Origin of the sequence: Methanothermobacter sp. DP (assembly GCF_026692625.1) — an archaeon.
Classification (GTDB): Archaea; Methanobacteriota; Methanobacteria; order Methanobacteriales; family Methanothermobacteraceae; genus Methanothermobacter; species Methanothermobacter marburgensis.
Genome location: NZ_CP113501.1, coordinates 299212 through 324342, shown reverse-complemented (window position 1 = coordinate 324342; position 25131 = coordinate 299212). Strand labels below are relative to the sequence as shown.

Sequence of the window (25131 nt, the reverse complement as noted above, 5' to 3'; positions counted from 1 at the left end):
CTCCGTCAATCCCCATCAGTGAGTGCAGCTGAAAGTATAAGTGGAAACAGGGCTGTTGCATCCCCAATCACCGTTACAAGATTCGAACCAGCCTGTGCCTTGGCCCACGACTTGGCCTCCTCAAGGGGGGCGCCACTGAGGCTTCCGGTTTCACTTCGATCCATGGTTATCTGGATCGCAGCATCCACACCACCCCTTAGGAGTGTGGATGCCAGTGTGTAATGCTTTGGAAGTCCCCCTCCAAGTATAACAGCCCCTATCCTCTCATGGCTGAATACAAGGTCAGAGAGGCTGTGCATATCCCTCACAGCATCTAGACATACCCTGTTGTCCTGTGTGTACATCCAGAGCTGGAGGCCGAGCATGCTGTCGATGATCCCCGGGGCATAGATGGGAACACCCCTCATGTGGGCCGTTCTTATGATGGACATCTCATCCTTCAGATGTGCCCCTATCTCGTCAATGAGCTCCTGAATTGAAATATGGGGTTTTGATTTAAATATGGATGAAAAGATGTCCTGCATCCTGGCTTCAAAGACCTCAAAGTCCTCTGACCTTGTGTATATGTCACCTATACGGCCTATCCCCTCCTCATGAAGCCTTTCATCATCGAACCCGTATTCCCTGTAATGGGCCCCTCCAAAGGCCTCAAGGAGGTCATGGGTAAGGTTAGCCCCGCTTGTTATGAGTGCTGATATAACCTTCTGATCTATGAGATCCCTTATGATTCTCCTCATCCCGCCGGGAACCAGTGGCCCTGCCACACTCATAAATACTCCCATTTCACTGTCATCAATCATCTCACGGAGCAGTCCTGCTGCCCTGTGGACCCTGCCTGCTCCAAGGACCCCGGACCGCCCCATCTCCCTTATAAGGTCCCCTGCCTTCATGTCAGGTTTTATATTCATATGATTCACATTCAAAAGTAACACTTCCCGTTATAGTGATAAATGCAGTTAACTTGCATGAGCACCCAGAGAACTACAGAGTTGTTGCACATTAATATATATTCAGATCTCTATAATATATTCAGATCTCCAGTATCTGATTTTCCGGTATCTTTACTTAAAAATCAGGACAAACTGAGCCTCAATCGAGACCCGCTATGCTGTCAAGGATATCTGTACGGGTTATTATACCTGAAAGTTTACCCTCGCTGTCTGTAACGATCAGTCTCCCTATATTGTGTTTGTTCATGATTTCTATTGCATCAGAGATCATCATTTCAGGTTTAACCGTTATTATATTCTTTGACATTATCTCTGAAACAGGCAGGTTCTCGGTACCCTCTGCTATGGATGCTGTTATGTCACTGAGGGTCACTATGCCCTTCACCTCATCGTCCTCCACTATCGGGGCCCCCTCGATTCCCAGTGATGATAGTTTAACCGCGGCATCCTTCACACTGATATCAGGGGGGAGTGTCACAAGTTCATGGGTTGCAACCTCCTCAACCGTCCTCTTGGGTATGCTCCTTATGGCGGTGGTGTCAAGGAGGATTATGTTGTCCATATCATCCCTCCCCACTACAACCCCGTCAACAATGAGTTTGTTAACAGGTGTTGGGCCTATGCGCACTCTATCCCCCAGATCAAGTTTTCTTATGCTGCCAACCAGTTTTATTGCGGCCTCACACTCCCCGGGGTCAGGGATGCTTGTGAACTCTATCTTTGCAACCGAAAGGTCATCGATTCTTTCGCCACCCCTGTAGATGGGGACGGCAGTTTCCCTTCCGGTTGATGATATGTTCAGCTGATGGTAGGCCTTTATGGTTGGCTTGTATCCCCCGCGAGGTCCGGGAACGCCCTTCACAAGTCCCAGGCTTCGAAGGGACTGCATCTGGTTCCTTATTGTGCCCGGATTGCGGTTCATTATGGCTGCTATCTCCTCACCCTTAATGGATTTGCCGTTTGAATTCCTGTAGAGGTTGATGAGTGTCTGGAGTATTTCCTTCTGAACAGAGGTAAGCATCTTAACACCTGATGATCTATTATGAATAATAATTATAATTATTTTTAATTAATATGTTTTTTTATGTTGTATCAATTAATAAATCTTAAAAGCTGATCATCTGCTGATTTTCCTATCCCTCTTAAAGTATATGCAGTGTGCGGGGCTACCAGGTCCCAGGGGGTGCCTGCAGTAAAGCTTAATCTCTCCAGGATCCTCAAGGACAACCTCGCATCTGTAGACACATTCCGGACATTCTCCTGTGGTTGAAATTATTCTGAAACCTTCCGATGACTTCATATTTAACACGGCAAAAAAATGATAAATCTCTTATTGGGGTCCAAACTTAAATATATTGGGGTGTTATTAATGGGGATCAATGTCCCAAGGGAATCCCTTGTATCCGCCATATATGACGATCTTAAGGGGAGGGGGCTTGTAAGACCTGAAGATAGGGAATTGTGCATACAGGACATAAATTACCATCTGGACTACCTGGAGGAGGCGATAAGAAATTCAAGTCCAGAACTTTTTGAGGACTACGTTCTCTGGGCCGATGTGCTTTTGAGGAACCTTGGGCTTCCTGAAGAGTGCCTCAGGGGTTCACTTAAAAGTATGGAAAAGGTTATGCTGGAAATTCTGGACGATGAAACCGCTTCCCTTGCTTCCAGTTACATCTCAGGTTCCCTCAGGAAACTTGAAATGGAACATAAACCTCCAAGCTACATCAGGGATCAGCCCCTGAGGGATCTTGCAGAGAAGTACCTTGAACTTGTTCTGAATACAGAGGCAAAAAAGGCCCGGGACCTCATAATCTCGTCCCTGAAGTCCGGCGTGAATGTTGAGGACATATACCTACATGTTTTTGAGCCTGTCCAGCATGAAATCGGCAGGCTATGGCAGACCAACCAGATATCGGTTGCCCATGAACACTACGCAACATCAGTGACGCAGATGATAATGTCAGAACTCTACCCGTACATATACCAGGCATCAGAGCGGAAGAACCTCAGGCTTGTTGCTGCATGCGTTAACAATGAGCTTCATGAGATAGGAATAAGGATGGTCAGTGATTTCTTTGAAATCAATGGCTGGGATTCTGTTTACCTGGGGGCCAGCACACCACCGGAGGATTTCAGGAAGATGGTGGATGAACTGAAGCCTGACCTTGTTGCTGTATCAGCCACCATGACCTTCAACGTTGGACACGTGAGAAGTCTCATAAAAATACTTGGGGAGCTGGATGATTCTCCCCCTGTAATGGTGGGTGGATACCCATTCAATGTGGACACTGAACTCTGGAGGAAGGTCGGAGCCGATCTGCACGCCGCCAGTGCCTCCAGCGCCGTGAGGGTGGCTGAAGAATTCCTGAAAACAGAATAGAAGATTCTGTTTAGACTTTAAGCTATTGAAGGTTATAGAATGAATAATAATGGACCTGAGGGTGTTTTCCTTATCCTGAGGAAGGATGGATCCATTGAGAAGATAATAGACCATGGCTCCGACATACCCCTCAACATGGAATCCTTCGTTGATCTCATGGACATAGGTAGCCAGGCAAAGGCCTCCCTTTTCATCCAGGAAATCAATGATAAAGGGGCCGCCTATAACTGGGAACTGAATTTAAAGAACCTTAAGACCTACCACTTTTCAGGTTTCATGGCTGATGAAAGGATCTACGCTGTTGGTGCGGCCAGAAAGGAGGATATGATAAAAATCTACCGCCTTGTTGATACTGAGCTGCCTGAAACACCAGAAATTGGTCCATCTGCCGGTGGGGATGTGAGAGAAGAACTATTTGATGAACTCACAAGGCTAAACAACCAGCTCTCTGCAGCCAGAAGAGAACTTCTAAAGAAGAACATGGAACTGGAGAGAGCCCTCAAGGAGAAGGAGATGCTCCTCCGGGAGATAAACCACAGGGTCAAGAACAACCTCATGATAATCTCAAGCATCCTCAATATCCAGTCAAGGTATGTGAAGGATAGGGATGATCTCATGCTCTTCAGGGAGGCCCAGTCAAAGGCCAGAGCAATGGCCATGCTTCATGAGCGGCTTTACACTTCAGGTAAACACAGGAGGGTGGACTTCGGTGAATACCTGAGGGGACTTGTGAGGGACCTCTACCAGACATTCCTATCGGATCCCGGCCGCATAGCCCTTGAGACAGATATAGATGAGGCCGAACTCGATATAAACACGGTTGTCCCCCTGGCACTCATTGTAAATGAGCTCTTCACAAATGCAATCAAACACGCATTCCCTGAGGGAAGGAAAGGTAAAATAAGGGTTTCGTTTAAAAGAACTGGTGAAAGTTACAATCTTGAAGTGGAAGATGACGGGGTGGGTCTTCCAGAGAACTTTGACCTCCAGAGCACATCCAGTATGGGTATGCAGCTTGTAAAAAGCCTTACTGACCAGCTGAATGGTAACCTCAAAGTTGAATCAGAGGGTGGGACCCGTTTCTCAATTGAGTTCAGGGACTGGAAGTAGCCCAGCAAACATTGCAATCGATACCCAGTTTATATATTTAGAGCCCCAATCATAAACAGGGATTTTTATGGTGGGAAGTGTTTATATACTGGCTGTGAGGGCATTCATTGAGGATGATAACGGAAGGGTTCTCATAATCAAAAGATCTGAAAATTCAAAGACCAATCCATCCACCTGGGAGCTTCCCGGTGGAAAGGTGGGTACCGGCGAGTCCCTTGAGGAGGCCCTTAAAAGGGAGGTCAGGGAGGAAACCGGCCTTGAAATAACCCCTGGTGATGTTATGGGGGTTGTTGAACAGAAGTTCCCGATAATAAACGCTGTTCATATCATAATCAGATGCAAGGCCTCGGGTAATGTGAAGCTGAGCCACGAACATGAGGGCTTTGCATGGGTTGAACCGGCTGGTCTTTCGAAATACAGACTTGCAGACTGGCTCGCCGACTTTGTGAAGGACATAAAGGTAGAAAGAAAAAGTGAAAGGTCAGGTTTCAGGGATATTCTTGGATTCATAAGAAGGAACTGAATCTGAAGGCTTCTTAAACATCCACCGATTGAAATCTCCTAAGGCAATGAATCTGAAGGTCTCTTAAACATCCACCGATTGAAATCTCCTAATCAATGGAAACCCTCTTGACCTCTATGCTGCACTTTCCTCCTTCACAGTACTCAAATACATATCCACATTTACTGCACTTTATGGCCCCAACTATCTCCTGGTCCTCAGGTATGCCTGCCTCTTTCAGTTTTTCCTTATTCTGGGGGTATTTAACCGTTGAAACGTCCTTATCCACTTCACCGCACTCAGGACATGGCTTTTTTAAATCCTCAACCCTCATGGTATCACTCGTTCGTATTCTGTAGAACTATTATGAACCTTCCAACATATAAAGGTCGCCATCCATATAGGTTTTAGGGTGAGGAAAATGGAAGTCCTCGAAGCAATTAAAACAAGACGAAGCATAAGGAAATACAGCAAGAGAGACGTGCCAGATGAAATGCTCCATAAAATCCTGGAGGCGGCCATGTGCGGACCATCAGCGGTTGACCAGAGACCCTGGCACTTCATAGTGGTGAAAAACAGGGATATGCTTGAGAAGATACCGGAGGTGCATCCCTACGGGGCAATGGTAAAGGATGCCCCCGTTGCAATCATAGTATGCTGTGACACCAGCCTTGAAAAATTCCCTGGATTCTGGGTGCAGGACTGCTCCATTGCGTCACAGAATATTCTGCTTGCAGCCCACTCCCTTGGTCTTGGTGCGGTATGGACAGGCGTATACCCCCTTGAAGACCGTGTTGAGGGTATAAGGAGGCTGTTCCAGATCCCAGACCATGTTATACCCTTCTCAGTGATACCCATAGGTTACCCTGCAGAGGACCCGGGTACAAGGGACCTTTTTGACCCTGAAAGGATACATATTGAGAAATGGTAAGAAATCACCTTAATTGGTGACTGGACATTAAAGATCTGCAAAGGTTAAGATCATCAACTGATTACAGGTGAAACTATGAAGATAGTTCTGGGATTACCCAAGGGTAGTTTAAACAATGTTAATCGTGGAAACACCTACAGGCTCTTCAAGGACGCCGGTTATGAGGTTAAGGGCTACGAACCTGGGCGTGAAGAGAACGAAATAGAGATCACCAACGATCCTGAGATAAAGGCTTACCTCACAAGGCCCCAGAGTGCCCCGGTGGAGCTCAACCGTGAAATGCTTGATATTGCAATAATCGGCGAGGACTGGGTGCGTGAGGAATCCATAAACAGTGGCGATGAGTCCATAAAAAAGATAGGGGACCTTGATTACGGTCAGACAAGGCTTATAGTGGCACTTCCCAGAGAGGAACCCTACACCTCACTGGAGGACTTCTTCCTGAAAAATGCTGATAGGAAAACCCCCATACTCTGCTTCACAGAGTATCCCAACCTCACAAGGGACTTTTTCATGAAGAATCCCGGCTACAGGGAACTCTTCGGTGACTCAAGACCAGTGGTGCAGATAAGGGGCCTCAGGGATGGCGACAATGAGATGGTCCAGATAATAAACTCTGATGGTGCAACCGAGGTTTACATCGCCAAGGGTGCAGACCTCATAGTGGACAACACCCAGACAGGAAGCAGTCTTAGAAAGGCTGGCCTCAAGATAATTGATACCATAATGGAATCAAGCGCCGGGCTCTATGCCGGACCATCATGCACCGGTGAAAAACTTGAAAAGGCTGAGATGATATTCAAACAGCTCTACGGCGCCACCAAGGCCAGGAACTACTTTGATGTTAAGTTCAACATAGCAAACCACAGGGCAGAGGATGTGGTTGAGTTCCTCATGAAGATGGAGTACTGCTCAGATGAGCCGACCGTCGTTCCAGGCAGGGAATTTTCACAGATCAACGTCCTCATAGATAAAAGGAGATTCCCTGAAATGCTTGAAGAGATAAAGGGCTTTGGAGCATCAGCAATAGTACGGGAAAACATAAAACAGTACATAAAACAATCTTCAGAGCATCAGCAACAGTACGGGAAAACATAAAACAGTACATAAGATAATCTTCAGAGCATCAGCAACAGTACGGGAAAACGTAAAACAGTGCAGATATGGACTATCTGTTTTCAGATATACAAATAAAAAGGTTTGAGAGGTTTACTCTGAAACCTTCTCCTTTTTCAGGATGCTGTTAAGTGATCTCAGCAGAGCAAGATCATTCTTGGAATCTATACTTGCAGTCTTATTTTTGCCTCCGCAGTATGGACATGTATCCTTCCCATCAATCCACTGCTCACCGCAGATCAAACACTTCTGTTTTATCTCAGGAACCAAATTATCACCATTAAAGGATTATAAGAAAAAATTCGGGGCTTAATATGTAGAACCTCATCTTATATAAATCTTCCTGAAAAATTACTTAAAGGGCCGCGAATAGAGTTTTATAAAGGTGATAGTTTGCAATTAAAGGGAATTATACTGTTCATGACAGCCCTTGTCCTTTTTTCAGTGAATATCAGTGGCGCGGCTGCAGTTGATATATTTCTCACCTCAGACTGCATAACAGGCAACAGCTCCTCTGATATTGAAAACCTCAACCTCATCAAGAGCTGCATTGAAAACGAAAGTGAACACAATGTTACAGTGGACCCCAAAGCCCCGAAACCTGGTGAGGGTTGCCGTGCAATAAGCTGCGCTCCTCAGGGTGGAGTAGCGGTTTACCTTGCAGCCTCCTGCCCGGGGGCAATGAGGGAAGTCGCTAAACTTGCAGCAACCACATCCAAGGGTGTGATATTCGTAAACACCGGGAAACTCAACCTCAAAAATACCTACATGCTGAGGAGGGCATGGGACGATAACTTCTCCACCAGGTACTTTGCAGGTATCAGGTACCCCTACAGGTTCCTCACCTCCGCAGGTGTCAGGATCATACAGCCAAACATTGACTGTCCCGGTGCCTCCTGGGAAGAAAAGTGCCGGTTCATAGCATCGGAGATCATGAGAATCCTGAATGAAACCCCCGGGATGACCCAGAAGAATGGGAGATTCTACAACAGCAAACTCATAGCCTACCACAGCATTGACCCTGCAGTTATGGCCCGTGTGGCTGATGGAATACACACTGACCTGAAAAACGGCAGAAAACTCAAAAGGACCTACAATGGTTACAGACCAGAGACATTCCTTCTCATGGTAACAGACTACATGAACGGGCCCATAAGATACCTGAAGGTAAGGGGACCCTCAAATCCTGGTGTTAAGAGCACATTCCATGGTTACCTCTCAAGGACCCAATACCGGAAACTTGCAGCCGATGTCAACAGGTACATGAGAAGGTATCTGAGGGCACCGAATTATGTACGATTTGAAAATGGAATAATAGGTTACAGGGACCTCCTCAGAATGTACTCAGGGATTACAAGGACCCACACATCCAGTAAAAAAATGCAGCTACCATCATCCGTGAAAATCTAATTTTTTTAGTGGCTCCTCATAAGGTGAAGGTAACACCACACTTCAATTTTTTAAACCTTTCCAACCGGCGCCATGTAAATGGCGAATTCATCCACACCATCAACCCCCAGCACCTCATCAAGGTACTCCTGGTCATAGGCTGCAACCGCACATGTACCCGCACCTATGGCCTCACAGGCAAGGTAGAGGTTCTGGCAGACATGTCCTGCGTCAATGAGGATCACCCTGTGGGCCGCAAGACCATACCTCCACTCCATCCTGTAGGGTATCGTGGTCCAGATGAATGTCACAGCGGATTCTCCGGTGAAGCGCTGATTGAAGGACGCCTCCACTATTCTCTGGGAGAGGTTATCGTCAAGGTACTCCACCAGCAACCGGTGCACCGATGGTATGTACCTGTAGAGACCCACCTCAAGGCCCTCCACATTGAAGACCGCAAGATAGGTTTCAAAAGTGTGCCTGCAGCCGGCTGATGGGACAGTGCGGAAGGCGCTGTGACCTGCAACCATCCTTATCCCCTGGGTGGCCCAGAGAAGAAAAGAAAGTTCCTCAAGTTTCAGGGGCCTGTCAGTGTAACTCCTGCGGCTCTTACGGTTTCTTATGCAGCTTACAATATTCGCATCCACCATTTCGGCCCAGTCAAGTACCGGGAGGTCAATCATTTCAGCATCCTCTCGCCATGGCTTCTCGAATGGTGGTGCAGCCACACCCATGCTCTGGGGTGTTTTTGAAAAATCTATCCTCTTCCTTATACTATCCTTCAGGAAGTAACGGTTCCTTTCAATCTCATTCATCAGAATCCCCCACTTATATCTTCACAAGGATCTCATTCCTTCTCAGGAAACCGGGGACTGCAGGATGGTTATACTGGGCAACTATAAATCCTGATCTGGGTTTTATGGAATTTTTTCTGAGCCACTCCCTGAATTCACCAGTTCTTTCCTCCACCATTCTCTCATTCACCCTTCCTGAAAATTTATAGACCGCAAACCTCTGATTCTTCTCAGCCCTGAACCTTATACGTGTGTCATTGGGCTCTGGAAGTGTTTCAAGGGTGTAGGATGATGGCATGGTAAACGATATCCTGTAGACTCCCCCATCATCAAGTTTCTCCTCTGTTACCGGCGCTGCCATTGGTATCTTCTCTCCCAGTCTGACCCCAGTTACTGGGGATGTCATTGGAATCTCCTCCCTGCGCCTGTTATTCCCGAATATGTAGTCTGCAAGGATGGAAAATCCCTTAAGCATCGCATCCCTGAAGTTCCCCTCAACATCCACCTGCGCCAGTATGTACCCTGGATAGCGCCTTATCTCAAAGTCACCGTCCTCCACTTCAACCTCATAATCTGGACTCTCAGTCAAAAAAACGACCCCCTTACAACCTTATATATCAGACCATATATATCTAGGTACATGATGTGGATAGTCGAAGCTTACTGCGACCTCTGCAGGGCTAAGAGAACCTTTGAAGTTGAAGGTAAAACACCACCCTACCACATTGGGGATAGAATAGAGGAGTGTCCCTGTGGCGGTAAATATGTGGTGGAAGAGATAATAGAGGTCTGAACATGAAGATGGAGGAGTTTCTGAAGGAGTGCCCTGTGTGCGGCTGCAGGGACAAGGTTGTTAAGAGAAGATTCATGGATGAGCACAAGTCAAGGACGTCCCTGAAGGAAATCGTCTGTGAAAGGTGTGGCCATGTCTTTGAAACCGCTGATTAGGTGATGGAATGGCATTCCATGTTATGATCATCCCCTCAATGAACTGTCCCTCCGACTGCAGCTACTGCTGGGGTGTTGACCGGGACTCAAAGGTGATGGACACTGAAACCGTGAGGGAAATGGTTTCATGGCTGAGGGATTTCAGGAGAGAACCAGCCACGTTCACATTCCATGGGGGAGAGCCTCTCCTTGCAGGCTACGAATTTTACAAAAAAACCCTGCAGCTGATATCCACTGAACTCGATTTTCTAAAGCCCGCGTTTGCCATCCAGACAAACCTTTGGCTCATGACCGACGAACTGGCTGAGCTCTTTGCAGAGTACAGCATACCCATCGGCTCAAGCCTTGATGGTCCGCGGGAGATAAATGATCACCAGAGGGGTGATGGTTACTTCGATAAAACCATGAAGGGCTATGGGATAGCCCGGAGGCACGGTCTGAAGGTGAGCTTCATAAGCACATTCACCTCCTACTCCATACGGAGAAAGGAGGATATATTCGAGTTCTTCCTTGAGAATAAGATGAACATGAAGCTCCACCCGGCCCTCCCATCCCTCAAGAACCCCGACCCTGAGGAGTGGGCCATAACCGCAGAGGAGTACGGGGATCTCCTCCTCTACCTCCTTGAGAGGTACCTTGAGCATTTTGGTGAAATCGAAATACAGAACATTGACCACTTTGCAAAGAGCGCGTTCCTCCGCAGGGGTGTTGTGTGCACACACGCGGACTGTGTGGGAAATACCTTTGCAGTTGACCCCTATGGGGACATATACCCCTGTTATCGCTTCGTTGGCATGAAGGATTACATAATGGGTAACGTATCTGACAGGCCCAGCATGGAGGATCTCAATGAAAGTGATGCCCTCAGGTCCCTCTATGACTGGAGAAAAATGGTTGATGATGAATGCGGTGACTGTGAATTCTACAGATACTGCCTCGGTGGCTGCCCATACAATGCCATAACAGTCGAAAATGGAGTGCGGAGGATAGATGGTGTCGACCATCAGTGCCAGGCCTACAGGATGATCTTCACTGAGATCAACAGGAGGGCCAACGGGGAGTTTCTCGAATCTGGAATCCTCGGAGGGCAAAAGAAGAAATCAAAACCAGGCGTGCTGGATATAATGATGAAATAATAAAGTTATAACCATGAGACACTCATTAAAGACCGGCTTCAGCATAGTATGATTAAAAAGGACCAATAAACCCATGAGACACTCATTAAAGACCGGCTTCAGCTTCGGTCTTACATCAGCCATAATAACCACCCTTGGACTTATGGTGGGACTCCATTCAGGTACCCATTCCAGGCTTGCGGTGATTGGGGGTGTGCTCACAATAGCAATAGCCGACGCCTTCTCTGATGCCATGGGCATACACATCGCCGAGGAGTCCGAGAACCGGCACAGCGAAATTGAGGTGTGGGAGTCCACCATTGCAACCTTCATAAGCAAATTCGTCTTTGCCATCACATTCCTCTTACCTGTTCTTTTACTGGACCTGACAGTTGCGATTGCAGTGTCAGTAATCTGGGGCCTTCTACTTCTGGGTATCCTGAGTTTGCATATTGCAAGGTCACAGAATGCTCCCCTCTGGAGGGTGCTTAGTGAGCATCTCATGGTGGCAATCCTGATTATAGTGATAACACACTACACAGGTGACTGGATAGCCTCAACATTTGGCTAAAACAAGTATTAAAGCAGATCCATTAGGCCCATACACCACTAAAATCTCAAAATTTGAGAAAAACAGTATTATGACTCTATGGACTCCATGATCTCCTTATATGATGCACTGCATGCCAGGTCAAGTGCCCCAGATATGCATGAGTCGTCACCCTCGGAAACCCAGGAACTCCAGAGTTTCATTGCCTCCATTTCAGGGTCATCAGGGACAGGAACCATTACAGGTTCAAGCATCATTGCACGTATCTCATAGACCGTGTGGAGGTACCTGCTGGATCCAGGGGATGTGTGTGGACCGCAGATGCCATCAGAGATATAGTGGCTTGCAACACCATAGCAGTAGCTGGCATAACTGTAGTTACCTGAATCATAGCTGATCTTACCCTGATCTAACCAGAACCTGGCCTTTTCAAGGTTATATGGATATACGTGATATTCAAAATCAAAGAAAACCGTGTCAGGGTCGTCTGCACCATTCTTCATCTCATCAAGGCTCAGACGGTTTTGAACATCAGCGGGCATTGCATGATAGACCCCCTCTGCAATATCATGGTGATTATTTACAGACCAGGCCGATGCCCCCTGAATCTGTGATGCCATAAGAATCAGGAGCGCGGCTATAAAAATAGACCTCATCTCAACCTCACAATCAGAGAATTTTTATAGAATAAATTATGTTCTCCACATATAAACCTTTTGTGAGATAGTGTGTGAATTAATAAAAAATTTATGGTGCAGCTTAACTTTTTTATGATGAATGCTCCTAAATAAAAAAAAATTTAAAGTACACGCTTGAGTTTCATGGTACCGTTACAGGCGTAAACCTCTGCAGGTATTGAAAATGTCTCAACACATGTTTTCACAGAATCTGCAATTTGGTAGGGTGCAACTATCCAGAACCTGATGCCATCGGTGTATGCAAATCTTCTCCATTTTCTTATATCACTATTATCGGTGCTTATCTCAACTACAATTTCATCGGAGCCATTAAGGGCATGGACATCAGGCAGGAACCCCTTCAGCATGCGTGGTCTGAGTTTCTTTTTACCGTTATTCACCTTTAAATCGTATCCCTGATCTCTGAGGTGTTCAACAACCGTTTTTAACATTATGGAATATTTATCCTCATTTTTACTGTAATTTAAAGGTCTTTTAATCATTTCAGGCCCCTTAACTCTTTTTTATCATGATGCCAGAAATTTATTTTTCTGAACATTGTATATAGTATTGTCCAATGTAGTATAAATACTTATACCTCATGGAGATTGCGCTGCAAAAAATATATATATTGCTGGAATATAGTAGATATTGGTGATTATGATGAGCGTTCTTGATGATGAAACTCTGAAGATGAGGTACATTGAACTTGTCAGGAAGGGTATACTTGAGAGTGATGAATGTGCTTCCTATGCCAGCAAGGATGAGTTGAAGCCCTGTATGAAGCAGAAGGTTGCGGAATTCGATGACTTCTTTGTGCCGGGTACTGTGCTTATAAGTGAGAGGGCTTCCTACAGGCTCAGGGTTGGATACCCCATGGAATAAACATTTTTCTGGTAATAACCGCAAACTTCAAACCAAACCTCCTTTTTTGTAAGTTGATAATCACAACTTAAACCAACTCCTTTTTTTGTAAACCTGTACCTTAACTCCATTAGATTATAACGAGTTTACCTGCATCTGTAATGGAGTATCTATCAAACATCTGGGACTGCTCCACAAGCCCCATTTCCATCAGACCGGAGAGATGCTTGTAGACCATAGCCCTTGAAATGCCGACCTTCCTTGCAATTAAAACCGCGTTGAGGCTTTCCTCCTCAAGAGCTTCTAGTATCCTGAGCCTGGTATCGGATATGTCAAGTTTCAGTGGGGGAAGACGCACCGCAGAATCCCCAAAGCACGTGTAGATACCATCCACCCCCTCACGGTGGGCTAAAAACGAGAGTAAACCTCCAAGGTCACTTCCATCAAATGCAACATAGACCTCCCCATGCTTTTTAGCCCCCCTTATGACCTCTGCTATCTTTCTGGCGGCCTCAATGGGGTTTCTCCCCTCAACCCGAATAATGCCTCCCTTTATGAATTTCTCGAGACATGAGTCATTGAAGTCCTCTGTCTGTACCGATATCAGCCCATCTATCTGGGCCTTCACAGCCACATCAAAGAGGCACCTTCCCCGCAGGTTGCTCACAAGTGTCTTCATACCATCACCATTTACAGATCTCAGTATAGTAGATAATAATCTCATTATAATATATAATTGTATATGTCTGATTTCCAGAAATGGGAATCCTTAAATTATCACATGTGGAAAATGTTCATCAAAGAACATTAAACAACAGGGGATGTTAGATGACTGTTCAGGAGATGAAAATCGCAGGTGATGATCTCTCAACAAGGGACATCAACAGGAAGATAAAGGAAGGGCTGAGGGAGAACATAAAGAAATTCAGCATAGAGAGCAACGCTGAACTTGACTCCATTGTTGTGGGGATAAGGGAGGAGGCAGAGTTCATCCTCAGTGGAAGGTTCGGTGACTTCGTTGGGGCCCTAAACCACGGACCAAAGATAGAGATTCATGGAAAAACCGGGAGATACGTTGGCAACAACATGACTGCAGGGGAAATAATCGTCCACGGAGATGCAGACGATGGTGTGGGTTTTGGAACCTACAACGGAACAATAGTCGTCCATGGAGACGCAGGTGACGGAATAGGGCAGCTCAACAAGGGCGGTGTAATCATAATCGATGGAGACATAGGTGACCTTGCAGGTCTCTACATGCTGAGCGGAGACCTCATAATAACCGGTGACACCGGTAGGGATATAGGTGACTGGATAATCGGCGGCAACATATACGTTGGTGGAGACTTTGAAACCGGGACCAATGCAAAGGTCCTGGAACCTGAAAGGGAAGACCTGGACAAGCTATCCTCACTCTTCAGCCGATACTCAATAGACGCCTCTCCAGAGGAATTCAAAAAAATACAGCGCAAGGAGATACGTCCATTCTACGGTTAGGTGGTTTAAATGGTGCAGATACTCTTAACAGAACCTGAAAAATGTGATGGTTGTAACAAGTGTGTGGAGGCCTGTGAGGAGGTCCTCGGAAGGAGTGCCATATTCCTCAACAAGATGGACACAGGATACCATGCAATCGTATGCCAGCAGTGTGTTGACCCGTCATGTGCAAGGGGATGCTTCAGGGATGCCATCCAGAGGGAAAACGGTGCGGTGAAGATCGACCAGGAGTCATGTGTGGGCTGCAAACTCTGCATGCTCATGTGCCCAATAGGTGCCATAACCTACACAGAGGATGGGATGGTTAAGTGTGACCAGCAGTGCATGGAAAAGCCGGGGGATACACCCGCATGTGTGGCTGCCTGTGAGCCTGGCTGCCTGGAGGCCCTCGACGTTATGGAGTACGTGAGCGACATCCAGAGGGGCTTTGAAATCAAAAAACCAAGTACAAGCTCAATAACACCATCATCACCATCATCAGACCTTGCAGCAGCAACACAGGGGCTCTGTGTATTCTGCGGTACCTGTGAAATCGTCTGTCCAACAGACGCAATAGAGATTGTGGAGGACCATGCCGAGATCGATAAGGCCAAGTGTATCATGTGCGGTTCATGTCTTGCAGCATGTCCTGTTCTCCTGCCAACCGGTGCAGGCAGCATATGGGACCCAAGGACAATCGCAGATATCAGGTACACATCCAAGGCAGGTAAATATGTCCTCAGGGGATTCGGTACAGAGAGGAGACTGCCAAACTTTGACGATATAATAATACTCCCTGCCCAGGCATCAATTCCCCCAGTTGACAAGTACAGGGAGCCCTGCAACACCAGCGTGGTGCTGGGTGACAGGTTCGCAGAGGAGCCACTGGTCCTCCAGACACCCGTACTCATCGCAGGTATGTCCTTCGGTGCCCTCAGCAAGGAGAGCAAACTGGCCATGGCCAAGGGTACATCCCTCGTGGGATCCTGCGCCAACACAGGTGAGGGCGGAATGCTACCGGAGGAAAGGGAACTTGCAGATAACCTCATGGTACAGTACTCCAGCGGCCGCTTCGGTGTATCCTCAGATTACCTCAACGTGGCAGATGCAATAGAGGTCAAGATAGGTCAGGGCGCAAAGCCAGGAATGGGAGGCCACCTCCTGGCAGAGAAGGTGAGCCCTGAGGTTGCAAAGATCCGTGGAATACCCGAAGGAACAGATGCCCTCAGCCCTGCCCGTTTCCTTGACGCCACAAGGGAGGGCGACCTTGCAAAGCACATAGAACTCCTCAGGGAGGTCACCGACTGGAGGGTGCCGATCGTTGTCAAACTTGGACCTGGAAGGGTCTATGAGGACGTCCAGATCGCAGCCGAGGCCGGTGCAGATGTGATCTCAGTTGATGGAATGGAGGGTGGAACCGGTGCTGCACCTGAGGTTGTTATAGAGCATACAGGTGTTCCAACCCTCGCTGCCCTTGTGCAGGCAGTTAACGGCCTCAATGACATCGGTCTCAAGGATGAGGTTGACCTCATCATAACCGGTGGTATCAGAAGCGGTGCCGATGTTGCCAAGGCCATGGCAATGGGTGCAGATGCGGTCTACATAGGTACAGGTGCGATGATCGCCATGGGATGCCGTGCCTGCCGCATGTGCTACACAGGTAAGTGCCCTGTTGGTGTGGCAACACAGGACCCCGTCCTCAGGCAAAGGATGGACGTGGACCTTGCAGCCAGAAGGGTTGCCAATTACATAAAGTCCATGACCGAGGAGGCCAAGATGCTGGCACAGCTTGCAGGCCACGACGACATAAGGAAATTCAGCCCCGATGACCTGCGTGCACTGGACACCAATACAGCGGAGATCACGGGACTTAAACTCATAAACCAGTGAGATTCGCTGAAACTTTTTTCTTTTCAATCCCCAAACTTTCTTTTTCACAAATCCTAAACACAAAATTTTAAGAAACCTTCTTTTCCCGCTGAAATTGACAAAGGATTTATCAGTTGAACACTGAATATTTCACATGGACACAAAAAGCAGGAACATTATACTGGTGCTACTCTTTGCAGGGGTCTTCATGGGGGCGCTGGATATAGGAATAATCGGCCCGGCGCTTCCTGCAATCGAGAAATCGTTCCATGTGGACCCCCGCCTTGCATCATGGATGTTTGCATCATACATACTCTTCTTCATGGTGGGAACACCTGTCATGGCAAAGCTCTCAGACAGGTACGGTCGGAGAAACATTTACACCCTTGACATAACCCTCTTTGCAGCGGGATCCGCCATAACAGCACTATCACCATCATATCCCCTTCTCATCCTCGGAAGATCCCTTCAGGGATTCAGTGCAGGGGGTATCTTCCCTGTTGCAAGTGCATTCATAGGGGACACGTTCCCACCTGAAAGCCGCGGCAGGGCGCTCGGTATCATTGGATCTGTGTTCGGTTTCTCATCAATAGCAGGTCCCGTGCTTGCAGGTTTCATACTCCCCTACGGGTGGGAGTGGCTGTTCCTCATCAACATCCCGGTGGCAGCCATCATTGTTATAGCAGGCTTCTTCATACTCCCCGTCACGGTTAAGGATGATGAGGGTGGTTTTGATGTCCTGGGGACCATCATACTCGCCTTACTTGTCACATCACTGGCCATTGGCATAAACCAGCTTGATACAGCAGATATCCCAGGGAGCATCACAAGACCAATCGTTTCACTTCCCCTTTTAATCGCCATGGCACTTCTACCCATCCTATGGCGTGTTGAAAACAGTGCCCGGGATCCCATAATACAGGTGGACCTCCTGAGGGAAAGGGAGGTCAGGATTGCAACTGCAATATCCGCAGGTAATGGCCTGTCACAGTCGGCCATCGTCTTCATACCAAGTTATGCCCTCCTGGCCCTTTCACTATCAGAATCAATGGCCAGTTTCAGTTTACTTCCATTTGTGATGACAATGGCCCTTGGGGCACCTGTTATCGGTTTCCTGCTTGACAGGGTTGGGTCAAGGACCGTGATGGTCTCAGGTAGCCTCATACTTATAACTGGGTGCCTGATGATGGCCCTTCTATCATCCACCCTGGGACTCTTCATACTGGCCGAGGTTCTCATGGCCCTTGGCCTCATAACAGTTATAGGGGCCCCTCTGAGGTACATAATGCTTTCTGAGGCTCCCCTGAACACAGGGCCTCCGGCCAGGCCCTCCTGAATATACTTTCAAGTGCCGGTCAGCTGGTGGGTGGTGCCATGATCGGGGGTGTTGTGGCATCCATTGGAGGAACCGGTGGTTACAGATATTCATTCCTCCTCCTTGTGTTTGTCGCCATAACGATCTTCCTCCTATCAACACGCCTCAAGAGAAGGGAAGAACAGCTTGCTACCATGAAAAGGAACATTTAGTTATTGAAATCATGTCTCCAGGATAATAATTCGGTTAATTACCATGCCCTGAATCTCCAGGGAACATACACCTTATTTTCTGATTTCAGTAAAAATCCCAAGGCTGAACACAGAAAAATAAATTGAGACACTCAGCCATCGGCTTTTACATGAGAAAAAGAGCCAATAACATCAAATCCGGAAAAAGACACTGGAAATATCAATATAACAGTCCAGTACTTCAAGGGGCAGGATGGTCACTGGGGGGATTCTCTGAGAATTTTAATATCTATTTGCTGATTATCACCAGAGTCCAGCTGAGTGATGCTGAAAGATCCTTCATGTGTTAATACATTAAAAGTGAACCATAATATATATATGAGTTTTTCTTATAGATTTATTATCAATTTATGGTGGTGATAATGGATGAGAAAGTTGTGTCTTTGGGGTTTGCTGATCCTCCTCACACTCACGGTATCTTTTAACGCTGCTGCGGCCGCAGAAACCCCACAGGATAACAGCAACAACCCCACCGATCCCATGGAACTATCCACAGCAGATAACCCTGAAGGGAACTTCACGGATCCAGCAGAGTTCACCATAGACGATAACATCACAGCCGACACCACAGGAGTGGTTATGCAGACCAGGAACTACACCTGCGGGCCGGCAGCACTTGCCACACTACTCCAGAACCTTGGAATAAACACAACCGAAGATGAGCTCGCAGACCTCGCCGAAACCACAGAAGACGGAACAACAATGCAGGGACTCATCAAAGCAGCAAAGGCCAAAGGCGTGAATGCAGTCGCAAAGAGGGTTTCTGTAGAAAACCTGAAACCTGGGATGATAGTCTACATGGACGGTCATTACAGTGTCATAAGAGATGTGGATAATGAGACAGTTTCACTGGCAGACCCCAGCCTCGGGAAGATATCAAGACCACTTGAAGAATTTAAAGATGAATACAGTGGTATGGCACTACTTATAAGTGGAAACAACACATCAGCGGACGGAACAGGAGATAACCTCTCAGAAAACACCACAGAAGAACCATCGCCAGAAGAAATTGAAAACATAAAAGGAAGATATCACACAAGCTACACGGAATACAGGAAAGTATACGTGCGTGTAGAATATCGGTGGGTCTGTGGGTGGCACAAAGAGGTTGTAGGGGGTATACATACAATATTTGGAACTTTTCCACTTTACAGAGAAGTATGGGGCTGGTACAGAGTCTATGATCCGCACTATGAACTAAGAGTCATAGCCATTAAGAGGTGAAAAGTATGGATAGAAGGCATTTTCTGATTCTTGGTCTGCTTGCTGGCTTTTTTGTGGGTTACGGGGTGAGTGAGCTTCTTATAGCAGGTATTCCCCTTCCATCCAGTGGAAATGATCTCGCTAAACCCTTAACAGGCGCTGAAGCCGTGAAATATAAGGAGGAATGCCGTGCACTTGACCTTTCCACTTCAAGGGAGGATCCATACGCCCTCAACGGTCAGAAGGTCTGGGTTGAGGGAACAGTGTATAAAAAGGGGGAATCATACGGTGTCAAACCACAGGAAACCTTCATTGCCCTCAAGATCAACACCACACCAGACTACATACTCCTAAGTTACGCCGGAACAACCCCAATAAAAAAGGGGGACCATATAAAAGCATATGGTGAATACTTCTACCCTGCAGAGGACACAACCACACCTGAACTCAAAAATAAAGAACTCCCTCTGATAAAAGTCGTCTACATTGAGAAAATAAACAGCTGATACATCAAACACATGGAAACATAAAACACTCCAACATTCCTAGTTAAATACAACAGTAACCAATTATTTTTTAAAAGAGGGGAAAAGCTATGAAATATAAAAGGTTTATATTAACACTATTGGCGGTTTTTGCCATAACCGCGGCTATAGTTCTATCAGGGTGGCTGCGGGGGGATGAGCTGGCCCCATTCTTCTATGCTGTCTCAGGGGACCCTGTTGATTCAGCAGCCTATATTCTCATTTTAGATGTCATTGCTATGCTATTCGTGACTGGTTTGAAGGGGGTTATCATAGACACGGGTGGATGCTATGACCATGACTTTACCGGGACACTACTAATCAGCACCCTGTTCACACTGGGATTCAACCTCATAGGTTTGACAAACGCCATCCTCACAGAAACACCCATCAACAAAAATGTTGTGGGGACCACATGCATCGCTATTACAGTAACCGCCACCGCATATATCGCCTTTACACTGTTAACCATCAAGCCAGTAACTAATTCAAAAGATTGAGAAAAAAGCATCATTAAAATACAGCAAGCAAAAAAACTGAAAGTATCGGTTGAAGAGGAGAGATGAATGGCATGGTGAGGAGTTTAACTGGTGGAAGGTTTATTACATGGTTTGCCGGGACAGTGTATGGGGGTCCCCGGGGCAATGGATGCCCCCATCTCATCTTTGAACCTTCAAAAGGGCCTCGTACACATTGTGGGTGGTGGTATTAAAGTACCGCCATTCCTCCTTATTCAGGAGGTTTTATAATGTTTGATGAAAGAAGGTTTTTAGGCCTATTCACGGTTTTGATGGTAATTTCATTCCTCTATGTGTTGGATGTCCATGGAGCCTCAGAGTTCATGGTTTTTCTCTTGATGCTTACCATGCTCTCCCTCTATGGTTATAGAACTTCAAACCAGCACAAAGGGCAGCTTAAAATTTTTGTTGAGACGGTCCTAACAGCACTCCCCCTCTACATCATACTGGTACTTCAACCAGCGCTAAACACCTTAAACGGTATGTTCCCATCATATTACTGACAACACTCCTCCTTATCAACACACCCCAACTGAAAACCCTCCCAAGAACCAGGAGGAGTCTATGATATTTATCTCCTAAAAACAAAGGTGGGTTATTCCGATGTGAGATACTGGTAGGTGAGTGCTGCAAGAACCGCCCCCACAATGGGGCCTATGACGTAGATGGGGTAGTAGTTCCAGAGGTTAGTGCCTGCGAAGATCATGTCATTGAGGTAGGGGCCGAAGGTACGTGCCGGGTTCAGTGAACTTCCACTTATGTTACCCAGTGTTGTGATTATACCGGCAACCGTGAGACCAATTATGATCCCTGCGAATCCCTTAGGGGCCCTCTCATCAACTGCAATGCCCATGATTGTTATCATGAGGAGGAATGTACCAACCACCTCTGCAAGCATTGCCTGCCAGTAGCTGATCCCAGGGAATGGTGCCGTTGCCCCCAGCCCACCAACGGTGGCTGCACCAATACCTGCACACTGGAGGAATATGAAGCTCCCGAATGCAGCTCCAATGAGCTGTGCGATGATGTAGGGTACAACTTCACGTCCAGGGAACTTCTTAACAGACCACAACCCTATGGTGACTGCCGGGTTTATGTGGCAGCCCGAGATGTTTCCCAGGGCATATATGCTGGCAGCTATTGCAAAACCAAAGGCGAGACCTATTGCAACCCAGTCCCCGAGTCCCCCCAGGAGCCCTATTCCAATATTGAATGGGTTGGGGGATGTGCCACCAGATGCTATCATGAGAGTCACCGCGGCTGACCCTGCACCAAAGAACACAAGAATGAAGGTCCCTATAAACTCGGCGATGCACCTTTTTGTAAGGGATACCATGCTATTCCTCCTTCATAACGTTGTAGCAGTAGGGGCAGAGTATCCTTGGCAGGGTACCCCCAACCTTCTCTGCCGGGAAGGGGTAGCCGCCACTCCATACCTCGGTTTCCTCACGTATTGCGTGTTCTGTGCAGAGGCCCATGCCGCAGACAATGCATATGGCCACAGCATCGGTGTCCTTTCCCTGCTCTGCACATACATAGCATTTCATACTATCACCCGAAAAAAGAAGTGTTTTAAGGCTATACAGCCTCTCTCCACTGGCAGTGGTTGTGCCTGAAGTCCACCAGTGCTGCCGCTGCGCAGTTCTTACAGGTCCTTGCAGGTGATGCTGCGCTCTCCTTATGGAGTGCGATTATGTTGGTCATGAGGGTTGCTGTTACGGGTTCACTTGTAAGGAGGCATGGGTAATCGGCAAGTCTCATGAGGGCTGAGAACCTCACGGTTATTGCGCAGGCAGGGTATGTGTAGCGCTGCGGGTTCATTATAACCTCGTTTTCATGTATCGGTGAGAGGTCAACCTTATGTCCAGCAACCATTGGCTCAAGGGGACCCTCTGCTCCGTTGAGCATCCTCCTTGCCTCATCCAGGTGGGTCCATCCACGGTATATCATGTCCATGAAGTCACTGTTGTGGAGCTCTGCTGCAGCCCCCCTTGTGGGGTATAACTGGACATAGTTGTGGAACCTCTTGGTGAGGAGGTCAACAACACCGATTGCATTGAATCCGTCGAGTTCAAGTATGTACTCAACTGCACATGCAGATGAACCGGTTGCAAGGCTCAGCACATCATATTCGCTCTTAAATGAGCTGACCGCGCTGTTAAGTGTGCTTTCCATAACCCCGGTTGTTGCCTCGATTATGGCCATCACCACATCATCCTTGCACATGTTGTAGGTGGACTGGGCTATGTGGTGTGATATGTCACCGACGCAGTATGCCGGCACCGTGAGTATGTTGCCGTAGTGCACCCCATCATCAATGGCGGCCTTCACCGTCCCCTCCATCTCCTTCCTGTAGCGGGACATGTACTCCCTCACATCAAAGGACTCGTGTCCATGATCGTCCATGAGTTTTGCCTGTGCCTCAACAGGTTCATGGTAGATGTATTTCACCATCTCTATTTCCTTCTCTGCCGCCTCTGCAGCGGTTGCCCCGTTTTCGATCTCATTTGCAAATACCTCTCCAATACCATAGGAGGTGTTCATACCCCATGACTTTGCTGAGAGGATCGCCTGTTTGTGCATCTCAGGTATATCTGTCTCCCTGAGGATCCTGTTCACCACGTTGCTTGTGCTTCCCGGCATGAGGGCGAAGTCAACCACGCAGGTTGGCCCATAGAATCCCCCATACCTTCTTATTGCCTCCCTTCCGATGAGGGCCTCTGCCCTTCCTATTGCATCTATGAATGCCTCAAGGCTCTTCTCAAATTCACTGTCCTCGTCCCTCAGTATCTCCAGGACCACGGGTGTCTGGTAGTGTTCAACGAAGGGGTCATCCTCTGGTCTTATGGTGTCTGTAAGGCTGTCAAGTATCTCATAGTGGGCCTTCACTGAGTCCTTATGCAGGTTTATCACCGCCTCGCTCTGGTCTCCCACAGCCTTCATGTCCTGCACAACGTCCAGGTAGGCCTTTGTATCCTTTATTTTAAACTCCTTTCCTCTGTTCTTTTTTATGGTTTCCACATCGGCTTTCTGGGCCATCATGGCCTCTTTTACCATTTTCTCATATAACTCAGCCATTAGATCACCTTCGGTAGAAATGTCTCCCGGATCAGTCCCCGGTTGACCACATTCTACCAATATTAAATAGATCACCTTCATTAATATCACTTTCTAAAAGTTACAAGACAAAAGTTTTAAATAAAGGTTGTTTTCTTGAAAAAATTCAGTTTATCATGATTATTAATTGAAATTTTTCGGGACTGGGGTAAATATGAAGTGGCAGCAGACACATATACAGCTACGGTGATGGCATGCAGGTTGACTTCAGTATGGAAAACATCAGAAGGTGCCTCTGCCTTGAGTGTCCCGTCCAGAGCAGGAGTCAGTGCGTGGCAGATAAGAAGAAGATAATGCTCCTCATAACCCAGCAGGACCTTGACAGTGCCATGCGCATGGACACCGACCGGGTTCCAGGGGTCTACTGTTCCACCGGTAAAGCCATTTGCAGGGATATAGATCCCCATGAGGAATGCCTCTGCAGTGGGTGTGAGGTCTGGCGTGAGCACAGGTTATCTGAGGCTGATGTATCTGAGTACTTCTGTGTCAGACAGAGATAACTTCGTAATATAGATGTATAATGAAGTTGGTTCCCTCGTGTGGAAAAATGGCCAGAAATGCCATATCTGGACCGCCACATATATACCACAACAGCAATAAACCGTAAATTTGGGTTGAAATTTTTCAGCCATCGAAGATATCTGTAAGTGACAACATGGTATACCCGATGCTCATCAGGAAGATGGGGAAGGATGGGTCAGTCATGTAAGTGACAACATAGTATACCGAGGTGAAAGATATCCAGCTATCACACATATCTGTAAGCGACATCATAACGGTGCTCACTCCAACATGCAACTTCAGGTGCAGGTACTGCTTCTTCACCCCAAGAAACTGCCATGAGTACGATGCAGGGAGGATAGCAGACAGTGTCCTGAAGATCAGTTCAGAGGAGGGTATAGACAGGGTGCTCATAGCCGGTGGTGAGCCCACACTGCAGAGGGACCTCCCTGAACTCACAGAGGCCCTCAGCAGGGACCTCCACGTGACCATCTCAACCAATGGCACAGGATGGGAAATCCTGAGGAAGAGTACATTCCACGAGGTCCATGTTGACCTCAAGGCACTCGATGATGAGAAACACCTGCAGCTCACAGGGGGATCCAACCGGCCGGTTCTTGAGTGCATAGAGAAACTCGCTGGTTCAGGTAAACTGGAGGTCTCAACTGTCCTTGTCCCTGGAATCGTGGATGTTGATGAGATTGAAAAGATAGCAGAGTTCCTCTCAGAGTGGGACGTCCCCTACAGAATAACAGGTTATGTCGGCTACAACAACAGCCTGGGTGCCAGGAGGCCAGGAAATGATGAAATACTGAGGGCTGCGGAGATAAGCAGGAAGTACCTCAGCAGTGTCTCAACATCACTGGACTTCCGGAGGCATAAGAGGAGAAGGATGGTCCTTGACCACATCTAAACAGACGATACTCATCAGATGTTTTTGGGTGTTCTGGATAGCATTTCCCATTTGAGGCATCTGACCAGACTATGCTCCATCAGATGTGCTCCTCTGCGATTAAAATCAAAAAATA

Annotated in this window: 34 protein-coding genes; 21 read left to right on the top strand and 13 right to left on the bottom strand. The window is 47.4% G+C overall.

Features of this window, described 5'->3' with window-relative positions; genetic code table 11:
* Positions 1-5 precede the first annotated feature (5 nt).
* From OXN82_RS01860 to OXN82_RS01850, 3 genes are all read right to left on the bottom strand, one after another.
* Positions 6-923: a deoxyhypusine synthase gene (locus tag OXN82_RS01860; protein ID WP_321211729.1), complete on the bottom strand. Its 918-nt coding sequence runs from the start codon at positions 921-923 to the stop codon at positions 6-8.
* A gap of 166 nt (positions 924-1089) precedes the next feature.
* Positions 1090-1971, bottom strand: a complete 882-nt coding sequence (locus OXN82_RS01855) for a CBS domain-containing protein (RefSeq protein ID WP_321211728.1) — start codon at positions 1969-1971, stop codon at positions 1090-1092.
* A gap of 96 nt (positions 1972-2067) precedes the next feature.
* Positions 2068-2250: a hypothetical protein gene (locus OXN82_RS01850; RefSeq protein ID WP_321211727.1), complete on the bottom strand. Its 183-nt coding sequence runs from the start codon at positions 2248-2250 to the stop codon at positions 2068-2070.
* Between the two features lie 69 nt (positions 2251-2319).
* Here OXN82_RS01850 and OXN82_RS01845 point away from each other — a divergent pair, with 69 nt between their 5' ends.
* From OXN82_RS01845 to OXN82_RS01835, 3 genes are all read left to right on the top strand, one after another.
* Complete coding sequence (locus OXN82_RS01845) at positions 2320-3333, top strand: B12-binding domain-containing protein (protein ID WP_321211726.1); 1014 nt, start codon at positions 2320-2322, stop codon at positions 3331-3333.
* A gap of 39 nt (positions 3334-3372) precedes the next feature.
* Positions 3373-4443, top strand: coding sequence for a sensor histidine kinase (locus tag OXN82_RS01840; protein ID WP_321211725.1), 1071 nt, complete (start codon positions 3373-3375; stop codon positions 4441-4443).
* Positions 4444-4510: 67 nt separating this feature from the next.
* On the top strand, positions 4511-4966 hold the full coding sequence (locus OXN82_RS01835) for an NUDIX hydrolase (protein ID WP_321211724.1): 456 nt from the start codon (positions 4511-4513) through the stop codon (positions 4964-4966).
* Positions 4967-5054: 88 nt separating this feature from the next.
* Here the strand turns inward: OXN82_RS01835 and OXN82_RS01830 are convergent, their stop codons facing one another.
* Positions 5055-5279, bottom strand: coding sequence for a TIGR04165 family Cys-rich peptide (locus OXN82_RS01830; RefSeq protein ID WP_048174901.1), 225 nt, complete (start codon positions 5277-5279; stop codon positions 5055-5057).
* An 87-nt stretch (positions 5280-5366) separates the two neighbouring features.
* On the opposite strand from OXN82_RS01830, the gene OXN82_RS01825 reads away from it, so the two are divergent.
* Together OXN82_RS01825 and OXN82_RS01820 are read left to right on the top strand one after the other, a co-directional pair.
* Positions 5367-5876, top strand: coding sequence for a nitroreductase family protein (locus tag OXN82_RS01825; RefSeq protein ID WP_321211723.1), 510 nt, complete (start codon positions 5367-5369; stop codon positions 5874-5876).
* Between the two features lie 75 nt (positions 5877-5951).
* Positions 5952-6974, top strand: a complete 1023-nt coding sequence (locus OXN82_RS01820) for an ATP phosphoribosyltransferase (protein ID WP_321211722.1) — start codon at positions 5952-5954, stop codon at positions 6972-6974.
* Between the two features lie 111 nt (positions 6975-7085).
* Here OXN82_RS01820 and OXN82_RS01815 read toward each other — a convergent pair whose 3' ends face one another.
* Positions 7086-7262, bottom strand: a complete 177-nt coding sequence (locus OXN82_RS01815) for a hypothetical protein (protein WP_300479643.1) — start codon at positions 7260-7262, stop codon at positions 7086-7088.
* A gap of 123 nt (positions 7263-7385) precedes the next feature.
* Here OXN82_RS01815 and OXN82_RS01810 point away from each other — a divergent pair, with 123 nt between their 5' ends.
* Positions 7386-8402, top strand: coding sequence for a pseudomurein-binding repeat-containing protein (locus OXN82_RS01810; RefSeq protein WP_321211721.1), 1017 nt, complete (start codon positions 7386-7388; stop codon positions 8400-8402).
* A gap of 50 nt (positions 8403-8452) precedes the next feature.
* On the opposite strand, the gene OXN82_RS01805 is transcribed toward OXN82_RS01810, so the two are convergent.
* On the bottom strand, positions 8453-9196 hold the full coding sequence (locus OXN82_RS01805) for a SagB/ThcOx family dehydrogenase (protein ID WP_321211720.1): 744 nt from the start codon (positions 9194-9196) through the stop codon (positions 8453-8455).
* Between the two features lie 13 nt (positions 9197-9209).
* Complete coding sequence (locus tag OXN82_RS01800; RefSeq protein ID WP_321211719.1) at positions 9210-9764, bottom strand: heme-binding protein; 555 nt, start codon at positions 9762-9764, stop codon at positions 9210-9212.
* 54 nt (positions 9765-9818) lie between these two features.
* On the opposite strand from OXN82_RS01800, the gene OXN82_RS01795 reads away from it, so the two are divergent.
* From OXN82_RS01795 to OXN82_RS01780, 4 genes are all read left to right on the top strand, one after another.
* Positions 9819-9968: a hypothetical protein gene (locus OXN82_RS01795; protein WP_321211718.1), complete on the top strand. Its 150-nt coding sequence runs from the start codon at positions 9819-9821 to the stop codon at positions 9966-9968.
* A gap of 2 nt (positions 9969-9970) precedes the next feature.
* Positions 9971-10123 carry a TIGR04165 family Cys-rich peptide gene (locus OXN82_RS01790; protein ID WP_321211717.1) on the top strand — a complete coding sequence of 51 codons (153 nt, stop codon included), beginning with the start codon at positions 9971-9973 and terminating at the stop codon, positions 10121-10123.
* Between the two features lie 8 nt (positions 10124-10131).
* Positions 10132-11259, top strand: a complete 1128-nt coding sequence (locus OXN82_RS01785; RefSeq protein ID WP_321211716.1) for a TIGR04083 family peptide-modifying radical SAM enzyme — start codon at positions 10132-10134, stop codon at positions 11257-11259.
* Between the two features lie 73 nt (positions 11260-11332).
* Positions 11333-11809, top strand: a complete 477-nt coding sequence (locus OXN82_RS01780; protein ID WP_321211715.1) for a hypothetical protein — start codon at positions 11333-11335, stop codon at positions 11807-11809.
* A gap of 68 nt (positions 11810-11877) precedes the next feature.
* On the opposite strand, the gene OXN82_RS01775 is transcribed toward OXN82_RS01780, so the two are convergent.
* On the bottom strand, positions 11878-12444 hold the full coding sequence (locus tag OXN82_RS01775) for a zinc dependent phospholipase C family protein (protein WP_321211714.1): 567 nt from the start codon (positions 12442-12444) through the stop codon (positions 11878-11880).
* A gap of 143 nt (positions 12445-12587) precedes the next feature.
* Entirely contained in the window at positions 12588-12968 is a 381-nt protein-coding gene (locus tag OXN82_RS01770) for a hypothetical protein (protein WP_321211713.1), read from the bottom strand.
* A 160-nt stretch (positions 12969-13128) separates the two neighbouring features.
* On the opposite strand from OXN82_RS01770, the gene OXN82_RS01765 reads away from it, so the two are divergent.
* Positions 13129-13350 carry a hypothetical protein gene (locus OXN82_RS01765; protein WP_147671043.1) on the top strand — a complete coding sequence of 74 codons (222 nt, stop codon included), beginning with the start codon at positions 13129-13131 and terminating at the stop codon, positions 13348-13350.
* Between the two features lie 109 nt (positions 13351-13459).
* Here OXN82_RS01765 and OXN82_RS01760 read toward each other — a convergent pair whose 3' ends face one another.
* A complete protein-coding gene (locus tag OXN82_RS01760) occupies positions 13460-14008 on the bottom strand; it encodes an ArsR family transcriptional regulator (RefSeq protein WP_321211712.1) in 549 nt (182 codons plus the stop codon).
* Between the two features lie 149 nt (positions 14009-14157).
* Here OXN82_RS01760 and OXN82_RS01755 point away from each other — a divergent pair, with 149 nt between their 5' ends.
* From OXN82_RS01755 to OXN82_RS01720, 8 genes are all read left to right on the top strand, one after another.
* Positions 14158-14826: a GXGXG domain-containing protein gene (locus tag OXN82_RS01755; protein WP_321211711.1), complete on the top strand. Its 669-nt coding sequence runs from the start codon at positions 14158-14160 to the stop codon at positions 14824-14826.
* 9 nt (positions 14827-14835) lie between these two features.
* Positions 14836-16695: a glutamate synthase-related protein gene (locus OXN82_RS01750; RefSeq protein ID WP_321211710.1), complete on the top strand. Its 1860-nt coding sequence runs from the start codon at positions 14836-14838 to the stop codon at positions 16693-16695.
* 133 nt (positions 16696-16828) lie between these two features.
* On the top strand, positions 16829-18010 hold the full coding sequence (locus OXN82_RS01745; protein WP_321211709.1) for an MFS transporter: 1182 nt from the start codon (positions 16829-16831) through the stop codon (positions 18008-18010).
* A gap of 38 nt (positions 18011-18048) precedes the next feature.
* A complete protein-coding gene (locus OXN82_RS01740) occupies positions 18049-18201 on the top strand; it encodes a hypothetical protein (RefSeq protein WP_321211708.1) in 153 nt (50 codons plus the stop codon).
* A 405-nt stretch (positions 18202-18606) separates the two neighbouring features.
* Positions 18607-19464 carry a C39 family peptidase gene (locus tag OXN82_RS01735; RefSeq protein ID WP_321211707.1) on the top strand — a complete coding sequence of 286 codons (858 nt, stop codon included), beginning with the start codon at positions 18607-18609 and terminating at the stop codon, positions 19462-19464.
* Between the two features lie 5 nt (positions 19465-19469).
* The gene (locus OXN82_RS01730) at positions 19470-19949 is read left to right on the top strand and encodes a hypothetical protein (RefSeq protein ID WP_321211706.1); all 480 of its coding nucleotides are present in this window, start codon (positions 19470-19472) and stop codon (positions 19947-19949) included.
* Positions 19950-20038: 89 nt separating this feature from the next.
* Positions 20039-20467 (top strand): hypothetical protein, encoded by a 429-nt coding sequence (locus tag OXN82_RS01725; protein ID WP_321211705.1) that lies wholly within the window; start codon positions 20039-20041, stop codon positions 20465-20467.
* A 248-nt stretch (positions 20468-20715) separates the two neighbouring features.
* The gene (locus tag OXN82_RS01720) at positions 20716-20988 is read left to right on the top strand and encodes a hypothetical protein (protein WP_321211704.1); all 273 of its coding nucleotides are present in this window, start codon (positions 20716-20718) and stop codon (positions 20986-20988) included.
* Between the two features lie 92 nt (positions 20989-21080).
* Here OXN82_RS01720 and aqpM read toward each other — a convergent pair whose 3' ends face one another.
* Genes aqpM through OXN82_RS01705 form a run of 3 tightly spaced genes read right to left on the bottom strand, consistent with a single transcriptional unit; the run spans position 21081 to position 23563 of the window.
* On the bottom strand, positions 21081-21821 hold the full coding sequence (gene aqpM, locus OXN82_RS01715; RefSeq protein ID WP_321211703.1) for an aquaporin AqpM: 741 nt from the start codon (positions 21819-21821) through the stop codon (positions 21081-21083).
* 1 nt (position 21822) lies between these two features.
* Positions 21823-22032 carry a DUF2180 family protein gene (locus OXN82_RS01710; protein WP_147671048.1) on the bottom strand — a complete coding sequence of 70 codons (210 nt, stop codon included), beginning with the start codon at positions 22030-22032 and terminating at the stop codon, positions 21823-21825.
* 31 nt (positions 22033-22063) lie between these two features.
* On the bottom strand, positions 22064-23563 hold the full coding sequence (locus OXN82_RS01705) for a DUF2193 domain-containing protein (protein WP_321211702.1): 1500 nt from the start codon (positions 23561-23563) through the stop codon (positions 22064-22066).
* A gap of 233 nt (positions 23564-23796) precedes the next feature.
* Here OXN82_RS01705 and OXN82_RS01700 point away from each other — a divergent pair, with 233 nt between their 5' ends.
* A complete protein-coding gene (locus OXN82_RS01700; RefSeq protein ID WP_321211701.1) occupies positions 23797-24102 on the top strand; it encodes a DUF2769 domain-containing protein in 306 nt (101 codons plus the stop codon).
* A 230-nt stretch (positions 24103-24332) separates the two neighbouring features.
* Entirely contained in the window at positions 24333-25016 is a 684-nt protein-coding gene (locus OXN82_RS01695) for a GTP 3',8-cyclase MoaA (RefSeq protein WP_321211700.1), read from the top strand.
* The last annotated feature ends 115 nt before the right edge of the window (positions 25017-25131 follow it).